General features: G+C 39.5%; 13 protein-coding genes. 7 read left to right on the top strand and 6 right to left on the bottom strand.

What is annotated here, in order from left to right; genetic code table 11:
* The first annotated feature begins 301 nt into the window (after positions 1–301).
* The 3 genes from ACUVXA_RS03730 to ACUVXA_RS03740 all read left to right on the top strand — a co-directional run bounded on the left by ACUVXA_RS03730 (position 302) and on the right by ACUVXA_RS03740 (position 3,314).
* On the top strand, positions 302–1,678 hold the full coding sequence (locus ACUVXA_RS03730; RefSeq protein ID WP_445869892.1) for an FAD-dependent oxidoreductase: 1,377 nt from the start codon (positions 302–304) through the stop codon (positions 1,676–1,678).
* 118 nt (positions 1,679–1,796) lie between these two features.
* A complete protein-coding gene (locus tag ACUVXA_RS03735; RefSeq protein WP_445869893.1) occupies positions 1,797–1,991 on the top strand; it encodes a 30S ribosomal protein S30e in 195 nt (64 codons plus the stop codon).
* A gap of 429 nt (positions 1,992–2,420) precedes the next feature.
* A complete protein-coding gene (locus tag ACUVXA_RS03740; protein WP_445869894.1) occupies positions 2,421–3,314 on the top strand; it encodes a hypothetical protein in 894 nt (297 codons plus the stop codon).
* Positions 3,315–3,336: 22 nt separating this feature from the next.
* Here the strand turns inward: ACUVXA_RS03740 and ACUVXA_RS03745 are convergent, their stop codons facing one another.
* The 4 genes from ACUVXA_RS03745 to ACUVXA_RS03760 form a co-directional block, all read right to left on the bottom strand.
* The gene (locus ACUVXA_RS03745) at positions 3,337–4,773 is read right to left on the bottom strand and encodes a trimethylamine methyltransferase family protein (protein ID WP_445869895.1); all 1,437 of its coding nucleotides are present in this window, start codon (positions 4,771–4,773) and stop codon (positions 3,337–3,339) included.
* On the bottom strand, positions 4,774–5,430 hold the full coding sequence (locus ACUVXA_RS03750) for a corrinoid protein (RefSeq protein WP_445869896.1): 657 nt from the start codon (positions 5,428–5,430) through the stop codon (positions 4,774–4,776). It lies immediately after the preceding gene.
* A 154-nt stretch (positions 5,431–5,584) separates the two neighbouring features.
* Positions 5,585–6,388: a hypothetical protein gene (locus ACUVXA_RS03755; RefSeq protein WP_445869897.1), complete on the bottom strand. Its 804-nt coding sequence runs from the start codon at positions 6,386–6,388 to the stop codon at positions 5,585–5,587.
* A gap of 165 nt (positions 6,389–6,553) precedes the next feature.
* Positions 6,554–6,979: a hypothetical protein gene (locus ACUVXA_RS03760; RefSeq protein WP_445869898.1), complete on the bottom strand. Its 426-nt coding sequence runs from the start codon at positions 6,977–6,979 to the stop codon at positions 6,554–6,556.
* A gap of 137 nt (positions 6,980–7,116) precedes the next feature.
* Between ACUVXA_RS03760 and ACUVXA_RS03765 the strand changes: the two genes are divergently transcribed.
* The 3 genes from ACUVXA_RS03765 (at position 7,117) to ACUVXA_RS03775 (ending at position 13,652) form a co-directional block, all read left to right on the top strand.
* A complete protein-coding gene (locus ACUVXA_RS03765) occupies positions 7,117–7,641 on the top strand; it encodes a DUF429 domain-containing protein (protein WP_445869899.1) in 525 nt (174 codons plus the stop codon).
* A gap of 182 nt (positions 7,642–7,823) precedes the next feature.
* The gene (gene bchH, locus ACUVXA_RS03770) at positions 7,824–11,588 is read left to right on the top strand and encodes a magnesium chelatase subunit H (protein ID WP_445869900.1); all 3,765 of its coding nucleotides are present in this window, start codon (positions 7,824–7,826) and stop codon (positions 11,586–11,588) included.
* 15 nt (positions 11,589–11,603) lie between these two features.
* The gene (locus ACUVXA_RS03775; RefSeq protein WP_445869901.1) at positions 11,604–13,652 is read left to right on the top strand and encodes a magnesium chelatase subunit D family protein; all 2,049 of its coding nucleotides are present in this window, start codon (positions 11,604–11,606) and stop codon (positions 13,650–13,652) included.
* Between the two features lie 60 nt (positions 13,653–13,712).
* Here ACUVXA_RS03775 and ACUVXA_RS03780 read toward each other — a convergent pair whose 3' ends face one another.
* On the bottom strand, positions 13,713–15,710 hold the full coding sequence (locus ACUVXA_RS03780) for a DUF2070 family protein (RefSeq protein ID WP_445869904.1): 1,998 nt from the start codon (positions 15,708–15,710) through the stop codon (positions 13,713–13,715).
* Between the two features lie 262 nt (positions 15,711–15,972).
* Positions 15,973–16,437, bottom strand: coding sequence for an SCP2 sterol-binding domain-containing protein (locus tag ACUVXA_RS03785; protein WP_445869902.1), 465 nt, complete (start codon positions 16,435–16,437; stop codon positions 15,973–15,975).
* A gap of 286 nt (positions 16,438–16,723) precedes the next feature.
* Here ACUVXA_RS03785 and ACUVXA_RS03790 point away from each other — a divergent pair, with 286 nt between their 5' ends.
* Positions 16,724–18,028, top strand: a complete 1,305-nt coding sequence (locus ACUVXA_RS03790; RefSeq protein ID WP_445869903.1) for a RuBisCO large subunit C-terminal-like domain-containing protein — start codon at positions 16,724–16,726, stop codon at positions 18,026–18,028.
* The last annotated feature ends 814 nt before the right edge of the window (positions 18,029–18,842 follow it).

An 18,842-nucleotide genomic window follows, 5' to 3' on the forward strand; every position in this document is an offset into this window, starting at 1 on the left:
TCCTACCAATTAACAGCAAGGGGTGACAAATGTCCCTAACTTCTACAACTCATTGATTTGTTGCCCTTAAAATTCAATTAATTGTATGATTAAAAAGGTTCTAATTTTAAAATAAACCTACTTAAGCTTCGCTTCTTAGACAAAGTATGAAAATATCAAGTTTTTCATAGCAACCTACTTAAGCTTCGCTCTTTAGACAAATTATGAAAACGATTTTCATGGCAAAAAAAGGTTGCAAAAAATTTTAATTATAAATTGAGTCCATGGCTAAACGGAAACAAGAAAATGAGTTGAGAGAAAAATGACAAAAATAGTGATAGTGGGCGCCGGAGCCGCTGGTACAACAGCTGGACTTTGGGCCAAAAAAACTGATAGGAAATGTGAGGTCGTTTTAATAACCCGTGAACAATACCCAGAATATTCTAGATGCGGTTTACCTTACACTATTTCAAAAATTATTCCCGAGTTTACCGATCTTATGGAACATGAACCAGCATGGTATGAAAACTTTGCAAAAATAGACCTCAGGCTAGAAACAGAAGTAATCGACGTTGATTCTAAAGCCAAAACTGTAAAAATAAGAAACATCAAAACCGGTAAAGAGGAGACCATAAATTACGACAAATTAGTCATTGCTACTGGTTCCCATCCCGCAGCACCCCCAATAAAAGGAGTCGAGGAAAAGAAAGGAGTTTATTTCCTCAGAACCATAAAGGACGCAATGGAGATAGAAGCTGCTGCGCAAAAAGCAAAAAACGCAGTAGTAATAGGTGCAGGACTTATTGGAGTAGAAGCCGCAGAAAACCTAGTAGAAAAAGGACTAAAAGTGGCCATAGTGGAATTCCTACCCAGCCTAGTACCACTAATGATAGATCCAGACATGGCAGAACTAGTAGAAGAGGAAATGAAGAAACACGGAATGGAAGTATACACTAACACCGCAGCAAAAGCCGTACTAGGCGGAGAAAAAGTGGAAAAAGTACTGATCGAAAACCGAGAAACAAAAGAAAGCAAAGAATTACCAGCAGACATGGTGCTTATAGGAGCCGGCGTAAGACCATATACAGATATAGCTCAAAAGGCAGGAGTAGAACTAGGGACAACCAAATACATAAAGGTAAACGAAAAATGCGAAACAAATGTCCCAGACATCTACAGCGCAGGTGACTGTACAGAATATCCAGACTTCGTAACAGGAGAACCAACACCCCAGGGAATGGGTACTATTGCGGTTAGGATGGGTAAGGTTTGCGGCATTAACGCTGTGGGTGGCGAAGCCCAGATGCCCCCAGGTGTACTCTTGACAAGGATAACAAAAATTTTTGACATTCAGCTAGCTGCTGTCGGTCCTACTTTGGCTCAGTTGGAAAGAGCCGGGATTAAACCGGTTATTGGTAAGATTACTGGCTCTTCTAAGCCGGAGTATTTTCCTGGTGGTAAGCTAATAAGAATCAAGATTTTTTCCGATGAGAAGGGTAAAATTCTTGGGGCTCAAATTGTGGGTTATGAGGATGTGCATCAAAAAATTAATGTGATTGCCGCTGCTATGCAATCAGGTATGTCTATTTATGAACTTGAATGGCTAGAGACCTGCTATGCTCCTGCAAGTTGCCCAACCTGGGATGTTTTAACTCTAGTGGCAGAACCCGTGATTAAAAAAATTGAAAGAAAAAAATAACCATTTCCCATTTTTTATTTACTTTTTATAAATAATATTAATTCCACAATGTTTTTGGATAAACTTTAAAAGTGTATATTTCTTTATTTCATCAGTTAATTTTTGGAGGATTTTAAGAATGCCTGGTTCTCACGGTAGCCTAACAAAAGCGGGAAAAGTTCGTAGTCAGACCCCAAAAGTTGAGGCTAAAGAAAGAAAGACACCCATCCCTATTATCAGGAATAGGCGTAACTATGTTAAGAGAGTAATTCATGAGAGAATTGCTGGTCAACAAGGTGGCGTGTTAGCAAAAAGAGGTAGAAGCCGCACTTAATATTAAAGCCGATTTAAAACGTCCTTTTTGGTATAATGTTCTCCTTTTATTTACTCTCTATTCTAAAATTTTTGTTGAAAATTATATTAGACCTTAGGCGTAATTAATACTTCCGGAATTTTTTCCGTTTTCAGGCGTCTTTTATCCCAGTTTTTGCATTTTTCGGTAGGATTTCTGTAGGATTTTACTTTTTCGCACCATTTCTGAATTAAAAATAATTACACCTAAAGTCTATTAATTTTAGAGGAAAGAATTCTTACTACTTATTTTGGATAAAGTATGGTTTTGTATTGGAATTAGCTGTTAGTTTTAGAGTATATTTTATATATGCAAATAAAGTAATATTTTTTATATAAAATTATGAGCTAAAGATATAAATATCAATATTTAAATTATTGAGTCCATAAAGTAAATGGAGATGTGAGGTTTATGTTACAGACCACGGTTATCGGATCTTTTCCCAGAATTGCAGACATGGATTTTCGGGATAATATCATCCTCGCTGTTGAAGCTCAGATTAAAGCGGGAATAAGCCTAATTAGTGATGGACAAACTCGGGCAGATATGATTACTTATTTTGCTCAACACGCCACGGGTTTCGAGAGTAAGGGCGACAAATGGTTCATTACTGGTAGGATTGGGCACGACGGCGAAAGCATAGCAGCCGAAGACCTAAGCTGGGTTAAAAAGTATCTCCAAGAAAAATATGGAGAAAAGGCTCCCTTACTGAAGGGAATAGTTACCGGACCTGTTACCATGATTATGAGCGGAATGCTTAAGACGAAAGACTATAAGGGATACAGGGACCCCGAGCTATACAATGACATGGGGCGATTCGTAAACAGGGAAGCTCAGTTACAGTTGAAAGCCGGTGTGGATGCTGTCCAGATAGATGAACCCTACTACAGCGTTGGAGCACCCATGGATTTAGCCAAAGAAGCTGTGAGAATAGCTAGACATAATGTGCAAAAACCAGTCCACCTTCATGTGTGCGGAAACATTACCAAAATATTCGATACCCTGCTCGATTTTCCCGTTGATGTTTTAAGCCACGCCTTCGCAGGGGAACCAAAAAACTTCACGGTTATTTCAAAGGAGAAACTGGTAAAAGCAAAAAAGAAGTTAGGTGTGGGATGCGTACGCTCGGACACGCCGGAATTGGAAGAGGTTACAAGTATCGTAGAATTACTGCAGAAAGCCACTGAACTTGTGGGTGAGGAGAATATAATCGCGCATCCTGATTGTGGATTAAGGGGTTTAAAGAATGATAAGGTAGCTAGCGAAAAACTGGTACGTATGGTTCAAGCGGTAAAAAAATTATAATAAAAATTTTTTAAAATATTTTTTAGGCGAATCTCCATTTCTCCGCCATACTTTCCAACTCTTTTTCTATATCTGGTGATAAAGCCTCCGGTTCGTGTTCTGCCAGAATTCTTTTTACTTCCTCCTTAGCCCTTTGAAGCGTGGTTTTGGAGCCCCTATTCTGCCAACTGGAAGTGGTCATTCTGTCAATTAAAATCGAAGGTATGAACTGTTCTTTTCTAAACCATTTAAGAGTGTGCCGCGAATTCAGGAAATAGCCTCCAGGACCGATTTCCCTAATTAAACCCTCAGCAAGTGATTCATTAGAGACTTGAATTCCCTGAATCATTCTCAAAGCCATTCCACAAATCTCATTATCAATCACAAGTTTCTCCATACTCTGACAACTCTCAAAGTCCAGCATACCAGGACCAGAAATAACATTTATCCCGGTAAGAGCACCCAAAAAAATTCCTAGTGCGGATTCGAACCCCGACTGGGAATCAACGGTTTTTGAATCACTAAGACCCAAATAGGCGTGTGTAGGTAGGCCTAAGAATTTCCCAATCTGAGCATAGGCACAGTCAATCATTATAGTTTCGATTGCGCCCATCGGCGTCGTACCCTGACGCATATCAAAAATAGCCGGAGACCCCCCATAAATACATGGCGCACCCCTGTTTACAAGCTGAGCGATAACTATTCCGCTCAGAGTCTCTGCGGTATGCTGTACAATTGAACCAGCAAGGGTTGCAGGACTAGTGGCCCCTGCTAAAGGCATAGAAACCAATTCCACAGGAATCCTGTATCTAGCGCAGTCAATTAAATTTTGCGAGGTTATTTCACTCCATTCAAGTGGAGGAGTAGGACAAGCATCAAAAATGGCTATTGGTTTTTTTGCTATATCACCTCTATCTATTACTATTTCTAGCAGATTCTTCATTTCGTGAACACCGTCCTTAGTAAAGGCTCCAGTTATCACGGGTTTGGTGGAATTTTTTAGAACAATATAAAGTCGGTATCGATCCACGAATCTTTCCGGGACATCTGTAATGACTAGTGCTGTGCTTTGGGCATGTATATATTCTAGATGGTGGGCTAGGCGTACAAATTTTTCAAGATCATCTGATACTGGTTTTCTTATTACTCCATCATCAAGAATGTTTATAGCAGCAGAGCCCGGATCGAAATGAACATTATTATCCTTTAAAAGCAAGTCATGTTTTCCATCACGACTATAAATTTTAATTTCTGAGGGAACTGATTTTACACATTTCTCAACAATATCCTGTGGAAACTTAGCCCTCTTTTTATTGAAGTCGACTATTACATCATTTTGGTGCAAAAGTTCAAGAGCTTCAAAGTTATTAATTTCTACTCCTACACTTTCCAGTATTCTTAAAGCAGCACTATAAATCTCTCTTATGCTCTCCTTCTCTAAAAGACTTAAATTAGGACGTTTAACAGTTGTTTCCTCCAATTATTTTACCCCCCAATCTATAATTTCTTTAAGCTTCCTTACAGCCTCCATAGCATTCTCAGCATAGACATCAGCACCTATTCTTTCAGCCCAGACTTGGGACGCAGGAGCTCCCCCTATAATAACTTTTACTTTTTCTCTTATTCCCTCCTCAATTAGTAGGTTTATCACTTCTTCTTGGTGTGCCATAGTGGTTGTCAATAAGGCAGATAATCCCACAACATGTGCACCAGTTTTCTTGACCTTTGAAACAATAGTCTTAGAAGAAACACCTTTTCCAAGATCGATTACTTGAAAACCAGCTGCGGACAGCATGGTGGCAACAAGGTTTTTACCCAAATCATGAATATCTCCTTCTACAGTAGCAATCACTACTTTAACACTCCTCAAATCCCCAGCTTTCCCTACCTCGGGTGAGAGGTGTGGTTCAAGAATTTTAAATGCCTTGTTCACAAATTCTGCAGCTATCACAAGTTCCGGTATAAACCTTTCCCCTTTCTCAAAGAGATCTCCCATCTGCCTCAGTCCTTCTGATAAAGCAGAAATTATTTTTTCAAGTGGCATTTTTTCAATTGATTTCTTTGTGAGGTTTAATGTTTTTTCCTCGTCAACATCTAGTATAGCTTGAACTATCCTCTGATGCAAATCGTTTTCCATCTCGTATAACTCCTAAGAAGTGAGCATTATTTTTCAATTCAAAAAGGGTAAGGGCTATAAAAATTAGAAATAAACAAAAATACTCCATCAGAATTGGTAATAAAGTTAACTGAGAATTTAAAACAAACGTATTACCATTTAAAGACGTCTGGTTTTATTCTGATATATGAAATCCATAGTATATTATTGATATACCCACTAAAATTATCAATGGTGTGAAGAAATCGAAGAGTTGAAGATTAAGTATACTTGCAAGGCTAACTGAGATTCCAGCTACAAGTATGGTAAACAAGATTCCTATGAGGAAAAATAGAATTCGCTTTTTAATCAAGCCTTCTGAAACTCGGTAAACCTTAATCAAGAAGTAGGATAGCGTACTTAGACCTATTGCAATGGTGATTAAAATCGATACTGTGAAAAAATCTGAAAAAATAATGTCGGAGGGGGCTACGTCCTGTATCCTTATTGATCCGGGTAACCACAATATGATTAATGGTATAACAACAAATACCATAATAGGTAAAACGATTCTTGGATATTGGATTTCGAATTCTCCGTAATTGAGGCCAACAGCAACCAATAGTAGAAGTCCTATAGTTATCATAAGAAAGGTAAACATGAATTTTTGTCCAAGTATTAAACCAGTAGCATTGGTGAAAAGTCCCAGAGCGAAGCTGATTGCGGATAAGCTTATTCCCACGTAACAGGCGGCGAAAAGTTTGTTCAGCCAATAACTAGGATTCTTCTTATAGATTCTATAACCGAGAACTAGGCCAACAATAGTCACAGTAAAAGCTGCAAAAAATTGAAGATAATCTAGTAAAGAGATCTCGAATGGTAAAAACATTAAGATGCTTTCAGGTATTATCAAGTCCAAAATTGAGGGATACCATAACGAAATTTCAAATAGTGAGGGAATAAAATAGTATACAATTAGATATTCGAGCAAAGATGGCAAATCTACTTCACCTTAATTTTTTAAAAGAAGGTTATTTAACTAACTACTTTCCCTTCATGAAAATTTTATTAATTAATATGTTACATCCGTTATTATAAAAGTTAACTGAAAGACTGCGAGCTTATAAAAAGGTCTTTCTAATGTTAACTAAAAAGTATTTTTTATTCAACCAAATAGTGATTTTGCTCGTTGATCCGGCGTCTCAGAGAGGTCTTTGAAAAAGAAATCAATTTTATCTTTAAAACTCGCATACTGCGTTCTAACTGGAGAATCAAGATTATCCCTGTAATCCTCTAAAAACGCGTCAAGAACTTTCTGCAAAATTCCTTTTACGAGCTTAAAATCTATGGTACGATCACAAATAGCATAAGCAACCAATTTCCCTTCATCCTTAGAAGATTTAGCGTAAATAATGCCCATAGTTTTTAACTGGATAATATCCAAACTGTCCCCAAACGTGCTCTGAGTCACCATCTCAAGAGCCGAAAAAAGTGCGCTCTTTAAATCCTGATCCAGACTAGATGTGGTATGATATTCCCTAAAAACTAGTAGTAATCCACTTCTTATGATTCCCGCTTCGTAGACAGTCAAGTATTACACCCAAATTGCCCAAAATATTCATTTTATTATCATGCAAAAGTCATATATTTGTGTATTGATAAGGGACAAATAGCTTCTTCTAAGAGCTTTTTAAGTTTACTTCAGTTTAAAAGCAGGTTGTATAAAAATTGGTAGTAATAGTAGGGTTGGACCTGGCTTCAAAGGAGACAAATCCCACAGGATTTGCCCTTTATGATGACGGATACGTAGTAACCACCATAGTTTACACCGATATACAAATAATTAATAACACAGTTAGAGCATACCCGGACTTAATAGCCATTGATGCACCACTTACCTACAGTGAGGGTTATAGAGAAGCAGAGAAGAAGCTAATTCGTAGAGGAATTAAAGCGTTTCCTCCGAATTTTATTAGAGAGCTGACTTGGAGGGCAATAAAACTAAAAACAAGGTTAGGTAACGTGATTGAGGTTTTTCCAAACGCCTTCTACAAAATAATGGATGTTAACGAGAACCAATTAGATAGATTTGTAAAATTCGAACATAAACCTCGAACCAAACATGAACTAGATGCAACCGCATGTTGTATAATAGCGGCAATGTTCCTTGACGGAAAAGCAGAAGCAATAGGAAAAAAAGGCGAAAAAATAGTGATACCTAAAAAAGAAAAAAATGAAGCAAAGAATGAATAAAAAATTTTTCAAAAAATATTCAAAAATTTTTGTTTGAGATGTTATATTCCAGTACTATTTCTCTAATAAAATTCATTATTAATTAAACATTCATTTTTTATCAGTAGATAATTTATAGATAAAGCTTAAAAGAACTCTGGTATTACTATTTTTTAAAAAAGTAATACTGGAAAGGTGGAGTCATGCCAACCAAAATTACAGTATTAGCTACAATAGCCGTTTCCAGCTCCTTTGCGGATGCAGTTAGGGAGATCCGGGAGGATTATGGTGAGGTAATAGAGCCCAGACTATATTATGTTCATGAAATTATTGAAGAACTGGTTGACGAGCATACCGTTAGAGAGGATCTTATAACCTCAGATATCGTTCTTTTAGATATAAGAAGCAGAGGAAGACCTCTAGATTTAGCCAGAGAAGTTTTATCTGATCAGAAAAAAACAGTAATCACCCTGGTTGGCGGCACTACCGAGGTTATGTCACTTACACGCGTTGGGTCATTTTCACCCGCAAAGATGTTTAAAAAGCAGAAACCTTCTGCCAAGGGATATATGGACTGGGGGAAAATTCGAAGGATACAGAACATGATTGAAAAAATGGGAACTGCTTTACCTTTTGGCAGTTTAAAACATGCCCGAAATTGGATTCGTGCAATGAACTACTGGAAATACAGTGGAAAGAGAAATATTAAAAATCTGCTTCTATTCGTTGCCAAGACTTATGGTGGACAAAATGTGAAGTTTGAACCACCAGTCGAGTTTCCCGATGATGGAATATACTATCCAAAACTAGACCGGTTCTACACCAGTTTAGATGATTATCGAAATGAAAACTGCGATCCAGAAAAGCCTAGTGTCGGAATTTTATTCTATGGTGGAATGCACTTTGAGTCATCCGTTGTGGGAGTCAGTGAGCTAATTGAAAAATTGGAACCTACAGTTAATGTTATTCCGGTGTATTCCGACGGTGTGAATAATCTGAAAGCAATCAGGAAATTCTTCTTTAAGAATGGAAAACCCATCATTAACGCCGCTGTTAGCTTCATATGGTTTCGTATTAACGGGGGGCCGTTAGGGGGAGAACCACAACAAACCTTGGAAGTATTAAAAGATTTGAATATTCCCATTTTTGATGCCGCCCCTATGTACATGCGTGAAATTGAAAAGTGGAAGAAGTCCACTCAAGGTTTCTCGCCCGTGGAATTGATTGCTGCCATTACACTTCCCGAGCTTGATGGACTCATAGAACCTGTACCCTCTCTAGGACTAAGAAATCTGGATTATAGTGATACTCTGGGAGCTGACGTCAAGTCAACTGTGGCTATTGAAGACCGAATTGAAAGAATTGCGGGTCGGATTCTCAATTGGATAAATTTGAGGGGAAAAAAGAATTCTGAAAAAAAGATTGCAATTGTTCTCTACAATTATCCTCCAGGAGAAGATAACTTAGGCAACGCAGCATATTTGGATGTTTTCACCAGCTTGGATAAAATACTAGAAAGATTGAGAAAAGAGAACTATAATGTGGGCGACGGGAAACAAGTTAATTTTAGTGAATTCTTCTTAAGCCAGGGATTGGTGAATTCAGGCAAATGGAGTCCTAAAAAGCTTACCTCTCAGAATGCTATAATCGTTCCAGTTGATAAGTATTGGGAATGGTTCGGTGAGCTTAGTGAGGATATGAGAAAAGAGGTCATTGAGGAGTGGGGTGATCCACCGGGAAACATTATGAGTTATGATAGTAGTTTTCTTATCCTGGGAGTGGAATTGGGTAACGTGTTTGTGGGGCTTCAACCAACCCGTGGAGTTCATGAAAACTCGGCAAAGGCTTATCATGACAAGAATATGCCTCCTCATCACCAGTACATTGCATTTTATAAGTGGTTGGAGAGAGAATGGGGGGCGGATGCAGTTATCCATCTGGGCACACATGGAACTATTGAATTTATGAAGGGTAAAGAGGCTGGAATGTCTAGTGAATGCTATCCAGACTTTTTGATCGGCAATATGCCTCACCTATATGTTTACCACATAACTAATCCTTCAGAAGCTATGATTGCCAAAAGACGCAGCTATGCCACACTGATTAATCACATGTCTCCTCCATATACTCAGTCCGGGCTCTACGAGGGATTCGGCGAACTGGAGGAACTTATAAACGAGTATTATGAGGCAAAACTTCAGGACCCAGTGCGGGCAAAAAGGGTTCAACCAAGAATTGTGGAAAAAGCAAAGGAGTTTAATATCAATTCAACATCCGTGGAAGAAATTTACGATGAACTTTTCGCTTTCAAACGCTCAATAATTCCAAGCGGCCTCCATGTTTTTGGTGATAAGTATAAGGATGATGACCTAACAGACTTTATTTCATTCGTCTTAAGATATGATAGAGGCGAAATCAAATCCCTAAATCGAATTCTCTCCGAATCAATGGGAATTAATTATGATTATGCTCTTAACCATCTCAACGAAAACCACAATGGAAGCAGCTTCGGACAAATCTTATCTGAGATAGAGGGGAAGGCAAAGGATATTATCCGGTTATCACTTGATTCTGTTGAAGCAGGGATAAAGTTCTCTGGGATAAAGAAAAATCTGATCAAGTATCTTAAAAAGACGCTTTCCTACGGTCTAGAAGTCGCCTCCGACTTGGAAAGGAGTAACGAAATGGACAGTCTTATTGAAGCCCTAAATGGTAACTATATATTTCCCAATCTGGGTGGCGACCCTATACGTACTCCCGAAGTTCTTCCCACCGGAAGTAACACTTACCAGTTTGACCCTCGCCTTGTGCCCAGCGACGCTGCTTATCAGAGAGGAGTTGAAATTGCGGAGAAGACTCTGAAACAGTACTATGATAAGAATGGAAGATATCCGGAAAGCGTGGCAGTGGTGCTGTGGGGATTCGAAACCGTCAAGACCAGAGGAGAAACAGTAGGACAAATACTGGGATATCTGGGAGTACAGATTGTGCGGGAGAAGAGTATTTGGTTCCCGAAATTGAAATTGATCCCACTAGAAGAACTTGGAAGACCCAGAATAGATGTGGTGGTAAACATATGTGGATTTTTCCGGGATATGTTCCCAGACACCATGAAGCTCTTAAATGAGGCTTTTAATATGGTCGCCTCATTGGATGAGAAAGAAAATAGAAATTATGTTAAGAAACATTCTGAAGAGCTATACAGATTACTGGTTAGAGAATTTTCGGATGAAAAAATGGTGAAGAGGCTTTCAAATGCACGCATTTTTGGTCCAAGGTCGGGAGAGTATGGAACCCGACTAACCAGATTGATTGAAACATCGAGTTGGGATTCTGAGAGCCAAGTGGCTGAAGCCTACACAGCGAGTATGAATAATGTTTATGCGGAAAACGTTCACGGTGAAAAAGTGGATATGATTTACCGGAAAGCCCTGTCGAATGTGGAACTGGTTTCCCAAGTTCGAGATACACACGAATATGAGGTCACAGACTTGGATCACTATTATGAGTTCTTTGGGGGGCTTTCAAAAGCAGTTGAAAACATCAAAGGTGAAAAACCAGAGATGTTGATTTCAGACACCACCAAAGAGCTGATAAAAACAGAAACCGTGGATAAGGCAATCCAGCGAGGAGTGAGAACCCGACTATTAAATCCCAAGTGGATAGATGGTATGTTAAAACACCATTACCATGGAGGGCAAAAAGTCGCAGAACGTGTAGAGTATCTTTTAGGTTTTGCAGCCACAACCAATAAAGTGGACAACTGGATTTGGAGCAAAGTGGCTGAAGACTACGTTTTTAATGAAGAGATGAGAAAAAGACTACAGGAGAATAATAAGTGGGCGTTACACGAAATGATGGGAAGACTCTTAGAAGCAAATCAACGAGGATACTGGCAGGCAACCCAAGAAGAATTGGATAAACTCCGCCGCTTGTATCTTGAAGTAGAAGGTGAGTTAGAAGAATAGGGAAGGTAGAAGAAAATGGCAAAACATGTAAGAAAATGGTTCTATCCGTTTACTGCCATAGTAGGTCAAGAGAACCTTAAAACAGCACTTATTTCTGCAGCCATAAGCCCATCCGTCGGCGGTGTTCTACTCCGCGGAGAGAGAGGTACAGGGAAATCAACAGCAGCTCGCGCACTTGCCGACATGCTGCCAGAAATAGAGTTTGTGAGGGGATGTGCCTTTAACTGTAATCCAAGAGACACTTCGGAAATGTGTGACGAATGCTTACACAAATATGAGCGAGGGGAAGAACTCCCGGTGGAAAAAAGAAAGATGAAAGTAGTGGATCTGCCGCTGAGCGCAACTGAGGATAGAGTGGTCGGCTCCCTAAATGTTGAGACAGCGTTAAAAGAGGGACTAGCCTGTCTAGAACCAGGGCTACTTGCAGAGGCAAACCGGGGGATACTGTACGTAGATGAGGTGAACCTGTTAGACGACCACTTGGTGGATGTACTCCTAGACTCAGCGGCCATGGGGCTAAATATTGTGGAGCGAGAAGGAGTTTCTGTTGCACATCCTTCAAGATTTATTCTTATAGGAACTATGAATCCTGAAGAGGGAGAACTTCGACCTCAGATATCCGATAGATTCGGCTTATGTGTACAAATCGAGGCTCTAAAAGATCTGGAGCAGAGAAAGGAGATAGTTAGAAGGAGGGAGGAGTTCGAAAAAGACCCTAAGGCTTTTCAGGAAAAATACAGTTCATCACAGAGAGAATTGCAAGAGAGAATTATCAGAGCCCGGCGGCTTTTAAACCGGGTGGAAATTAGTGACCAGCTTTTAGACATTGTTTCCAAGTTAAGCCTAGATTTGAATATTCACACCCACAGAGCAGACATTGTGATTGTGGGCACTGCTAAAGCTTTGGCAGCCTTTGAAGAAAGAACAGAAGTTACCATGGAGGATATAACAAAGGCCGCGAAACTGGCTCTGCCTCACAGGTTTAGAAGACTGCCCTTTGAAGAAATTGAATCTAAAGAACAAGAACTTGAACAAACACTTCAAAACCTGCAAGAAAATTCAAATTCACCCAATACACAGGAAGAACAAACGAAAAAAGAAACAGGAACCAAAAAAAGGAGCACTCAAAGCATCACTCAAGATCTAATTGGGGTTGCGGGTAAAGCTCCTAAGAAGAAGACCGGTGAAATTGGAAGACCAATTAACATAAACAAAATACTGAACGTGGCTACGAATCTAAGGAAAGCGGGTAAAGGTTATGGAAAGAGGTTTCAGGTCACATCGAACACATTAAAAGGACGTTACATCAAACCCTGCCTGTATCAAAACCAGTTTCACGACATAGCGTTTGATGCTACACTAAAAGCCGCAGTTTTAAGACTTGCTCAAAACAACGGTAGCCAAGAATCTTTTGAAGTTAACCATCAAGACCTAAGATTTAAGAAAAGAAAGACCAAAACCTCCTTTCTCATAATAATGGTGGTGGATTCCAGTAGCTCCATGAATATTTACGATAGGATTGAAGCAGCCAAGGGTGCGGCTTACTCCATCTTAACAGCATCATATCCGAAAAGAGATTACGTAGGCATAATAATTTTCAAATCCACCCAAGCAGAGGTTCTCATTCAACCCACAAAGCACCTTATACTTGGAAAAAGATACCTAAGAGACCTACCCTCAACTGGAAAAACGCCATTAGCTGCGGGACTCTATAAAGCATTGACCGTTATTGAAAACGAACAAATAAAAATCGGATTCACGGTACCAATAGTTGTTGTTATCTCAGATGGACATGCAAACGTGCCACTTAATCCCAATGCAAATATTGAAGAAGAACTCAGAGCCATTTCAAAACTTTTTTCTGACAAGGGTATACATCTTATATCAATAGACACCGAAAGAGTTACCAACATATTTGCACCAAGTATTGGCTACATGAAAATGATTGCCGAAAACGCTCAAGGCTCATACTATAAAATAGATGAAGTAACCGCGAACGCCATTGAAAGCATAATTCAAAACGAAAAAGTAAATTTCTCAGACACAATTAGAACAGTTCTCTAAATTAAGAATGAAACACCAATAATACAAAGGAGTAATGATTCAGCTACAATATCTTAAATTCTAGAGCATAAGTAATGATAAAATAAAAGCCACCAACCAGTAGATTAGTAAAGCTGATAAGGCTTTAGGGAACGCCTTGAGAAGTATTGTGAAAAATCGCTCTCCGTTTAGTAAACCCCACACAACCACATCACTCATTATTCGATTTAGGGATACGGACACTTTTCTGGGTTTTGATAATTGGCTCAGAAGTTTCCTGAGTATTGCGATGGCTGGTTTATGAATCTTCTCTTTTGAGCCGAATGGTTTCAGAAAAAGTAAATCTTGGTGGGTGTCACTAGTCATAATTATGACATTATCTTCTTTGAATCCACTTTGGAGGAAAAGCTTTAGAATTTTTTTACATAATTTGGGCTCCACCGTGTTTGCATCTATGAGAACGTAAGCTGATTTTTCCCTGCTTTTTTCTAATTCTAGAACGTATAATGTTATTCCGTCCCTTCCGATAACTTTTGCAAGTTCTTTGTACTCTGATTCTATCTCGTGTCTAGTAATCTTGGATCCAACAAATGAGAATCTCTCCTTTTCGGCTCGTAAGGCTTTTTCCACAGCTCTTTTCACCAGTTCTTTTAGCTCTTCAGTTAGGGGGTCTTCCATGTAGAGGGGGCGCTCCTCTTTGTGGGGGTAAAAGTGTTTGTCGATAATTATGGCGTCTTTTGCTCCTACATTTTTAGCGGTTTCAATTAGATAATTTCCGACACCGTATGATAGGTCACCATTGTTTTCATTGGGCAAGTCACAGAAAATTAAGACCTTTTGGTCTGCATCATTACCAAAAGCCTGGCAAAAGACTCGCAGCTTTCCCATCTTCTTAACACTTTCTTCAACAAAAACGGGTGAAGCAAACTCGTAGAATTCCATATGTCCATGTTTCAGAAGACTGCGAACAGATTTTACAATTTTGTATATTTCGGAAGCCGATGAAGGATTAAAATCATGTGTACTTGGCGAGTGGGGAACCATTACCAAATTGTAATTTTCCTTCAAATCTTCAGAAATTTTATAAGACAGCAGGGAACCACAAAAAGAAAGTAAAGGCCCAGGGTGTAGTGAAGGAACAATCATCAGGGAAGCATCCTTCTCCTCGATTTTAAATGCGACCACCGCCGTCCAAATGCTAACGGTTTCTCTAAAATCGGTAAAACTTAATGTATCCTCCTGAGCAGTGTCTCTTAAAATATCCCAAGTTATTAATCTGCGAATAACGTCAAACTGACTTACCCGAATTTTCTTTTCACCAGAGCGAAAAGCTGTCGAGGTGCCCAAAGCTATTGCTTCAAAAATAAAAATGGGTATCAGCACACAGTAAATCGTTGCCGAAACAATATAAGTAAATGGGGAAACCGCCAGTTGAAACACCTCCACTAGGTAAATAGCAGGAACGATGGCTATAGGAATTCTCAGAAATCTAGCTCTGCTCGACCTCTCAGTTGCAGACAGTAAATAGAAGTACCGAATGCTAACAATCCAGAAAATTCGGTCCACAACATCCGTGCTAGCGGTGATAAATCCCATAGAGTATAAAACTAATCCGTTTATTCCCTGATACAAGTTATAAAGTCTAAAAGGGTCAAGTACAATGGGCAAAGAGAGAACATAGGATAAAAATAGTTGATTTACAAAAGACTTTAACACTAAAAAATGATTTGCCATACCCCACAAAGCAGGGAAAACCAACAGCATCAATAATAATAAAGTAATAGCGATAACAGCCGAAAACAGGTAAATCCTGTTCTTCAGCCTAATTTCCGGAAAAACCACAGAATTCCTAGGAATTAGAAAAAAACAAAAAACAACATCAATAGCCAAAGTAAGAAGGAAAAAGAGCCTAAAAGGAAAAAGAGAAGCCACCACACTCTGATCAAAAAAAGATAAGCCACTAAAAAATAGATATAGAAAGACAACTTCCAATAAAATAATCGGGAATCCAATAGGATACTTGCAGGGAATCCTGTACAATCCTCTAAAGAATTTTAGGGGAAATAAGCGCATTACCATCACATTAAGAGCTGTGAATAAAACATAACCAAACCACTTCACTAATAAATTTATACCACTTTTTAACCTTTTGAAATGTGAACAACAAAAAGGCCTTTCACAACCAATTCTTAATTGTCTCCAAATAAAATACACTAGGAGAACAGGGAAAACCAAGTGCGAAAAATCCCAGCACTATTAAAGAAAATTTAAAAAAATGACCAACTCTTGCAGATAATCTTCTAAATCAATCAATCAACAAATTACATCTATCACCAGAACACTAAATTTTCGCTTCATCCATTTTCTTTAAAGCCTCTTGAAGACCATATTTTTCTGCAATGTGAACTCTAGCCTTTTTATAAGAAGGACTTAATAAGGGAAGTATAGGTCTAAACTTAGCCACCTCCTTAAGGGAGCCCTTCAACTTAACTTTTCGCAACAACATAACCTTCATTGGATTAACTCTCTGAGTCATTACACCATCGAACACCAGCGTTTCTGAGGAAACCCTCAAATTCGGCTCCTCCGGAAGCACATCCCAATGAATAACAACTTCCCCCTTAGGGGTTAGCTCCACATCACAAGAAAGACCAAGATCCGTAACCTCAAAACGGTAAACCCTACGCAAACCCCCAGTAACAGACTTTATTTTATCCTTAAAATCCTGATTCTGACTATTAAAAACAACCGACATAACATCAACAATCTCCTTCACAACATCTCCCGTCACACCTTCAACAACCAAGACCAAACCTCCTACTATCTTACCCACCTTAAAACATAAGAACCTACCATAAACATAACATTTCATTCTTTTAAAAAAACCTATCGTTACCACCAAAAGCTCACACCCCAAAAAAGTAACCCAACAAACCAATCCCCCAATAAGAAGTCACGCAAACAATTCAAAACACAAAATCAATAAATGAAAAAAGACAATATTAAAAACCAAAACCACACAACAATAAAATTAACAAAACTTTAAAAGCACCCATCATCACGAATAACACTGAATAAAAGGAGGAAAAAAATTGGGCGAAAAAAATTATGAACTACGCACAGCACCCGAAGCACTACCAGAAGGAGTAGACCCCGAAGAATACATAATCGCAACCTACTACACAATCCAACCCTCATGGCTAGACGGATACACACTAGGCCAAGCAGCAGCACTAGAACAAAGCACCGGAACATGGACCCCAGTACCCAAAGAAACACCCGAAGTAAGAAAACTACACGCAGCCCGAGTAATCGGAGCATACGAAGTCCCACCATACCAGTGGCAACTACCCAAAACAGACGAAAGAACCTGGATACTACAAATCGCATTCCCCATAAGAAACCTCGGCGAACCCAACCTACCCCTAATGCTCAGCACAGTAGTCGGAAACCTCTCCGCCGCCGGAAAAATAAAACTACTAGACCTCAACCTCCCCAAAAAATGGGTACAAGGATTCAAAGGTCCAAAATTCGGCATCCCCGGATTAAAAAAACTACTCAAAATAAAAGACCGCCCCATACTCAACAACATGATCAAACCCTGCGTCTACTCACCATGCGAAATAGGAGCAGACCTAGCATACGAAGTCGCAGCAGGCGGAGTAGACCTCGTAAAAGACGACGAACTACTAGCAGACATGGAACTAAACAAAGTAGAAGACCGCGTAACAAAATTCATGGAAGCACTCGACAAAGCCAGCGAAGAAAAAGGAGAACCCACACTCTACACAGTAAACATAACCGACCGACCCAAAAAAACCCTAGAACTCGCAGAAAAAGCAATCGACCTCGGAGCCAACGCCCTCATGGTCAACATCATAACAGTAGGATACGAAACCTTCCGAGACCTAGCCGAAGACCCCAGCATAAACGTACCCATACTAGCACATACCGACTTTAGTGCCACCATGTACGCCTCACCCTACTACGGAGTAGACGCCAGACTCATACTAGGAAAATTCTGCAGACTAGCAGGAGCCGACATAGAAGTCTATCCAGCGCCGTATGGGAAGGCGCCGTTTATGAAGGATACTTATATGCAGGTTTGGCGTGAGTTGACGTTTCCGTTTTATCATTTGAAGCCTACGACTCCGATGCCTGCTGGTGGTATTATTGTGCAGAATGTTCCTCAGATTTGGGCTGATATTGGTTCGGACTTTGTGATTGGTGTTGGTGGTGCGATGCATGCTCATCCTGATGGTCCTCGTGCCGGGGCTACGGCGTTCCGCCAGGCTATTGAGGCGGTTCAGAAGGGTATACCGTTGGAGAAGTATGGTGAGGATCATAAGGAGTTGGGTCGTGCTATTGGCACTTGGAAGACCAGTAAAATAGTGTAATAGGGTTTGGTTTTGGGTCTTCTCTTTTCTTACTTTTCTTTTTTATTATTTTGACTTGTTAGTTTTTCTTAAAGTTCCCTGCTCAATTTTTTTAATGTATTGAATATGTTAGTTTATTTTTCTGGTTTTTGTTTTTCGTTGTGTTAAAATATCTTTCTTATAACTTATGGTTGGCATTATTAAAATTTGCATTTGAGATGCCTAGCTCGGTAAATTGGTTTGTGGTGAAGTGTGTTGGAAGGGTGTTGAATGGTTCGCTTTGAGGGTGACTGGGGAAACGGTGAAAGTGAGCGTGAGTCTGAGGAGAGTTCTGAAGTTTCGGAAAGGGGGGGAGAGAGAGTTAAGGGAAAAAGAGTTTGAAGTGAAAGAGTTTTTGCGGCGGGAGTTGAGGGGGAGAGTGCGAGGCGGCTCTGAAAAAACTGAGATTTATAGATAGTAAGGAACAATTTGCCAAGAAAAGGGAAACCCGCTTGATTTCGAAGCTGAAAAACGAAATGGAAAAGTTAGGGTAAGCGAAGAACTTTGGAGAGATTGCAGCGGGGAGATCTACAAATTGAACTAATCCAACCTTTGTTAGGGAAATGCCTTAACGCTAAATGGTTTAATTTATAGGAGTTATTAAAAGGTAGATTTTGCATTCGGTTTGATTCAAAAGCTTTTCCAAGCAGTATATGTGGCGATGTAGATTCGTTCGATTCTGGGATAAGTTTTTTTGGGTTTGATGCGTTTTTTAGCATCCCTTTGTGTGGTGATGCCGTGAGACCGTTGTCCGAAACTTACCCATCTAGGACACTTCCAGATGGTGTTCGGTTCC

The organism is Candidatus Jordarchaeum sp. (assembly GCF_052745115.1).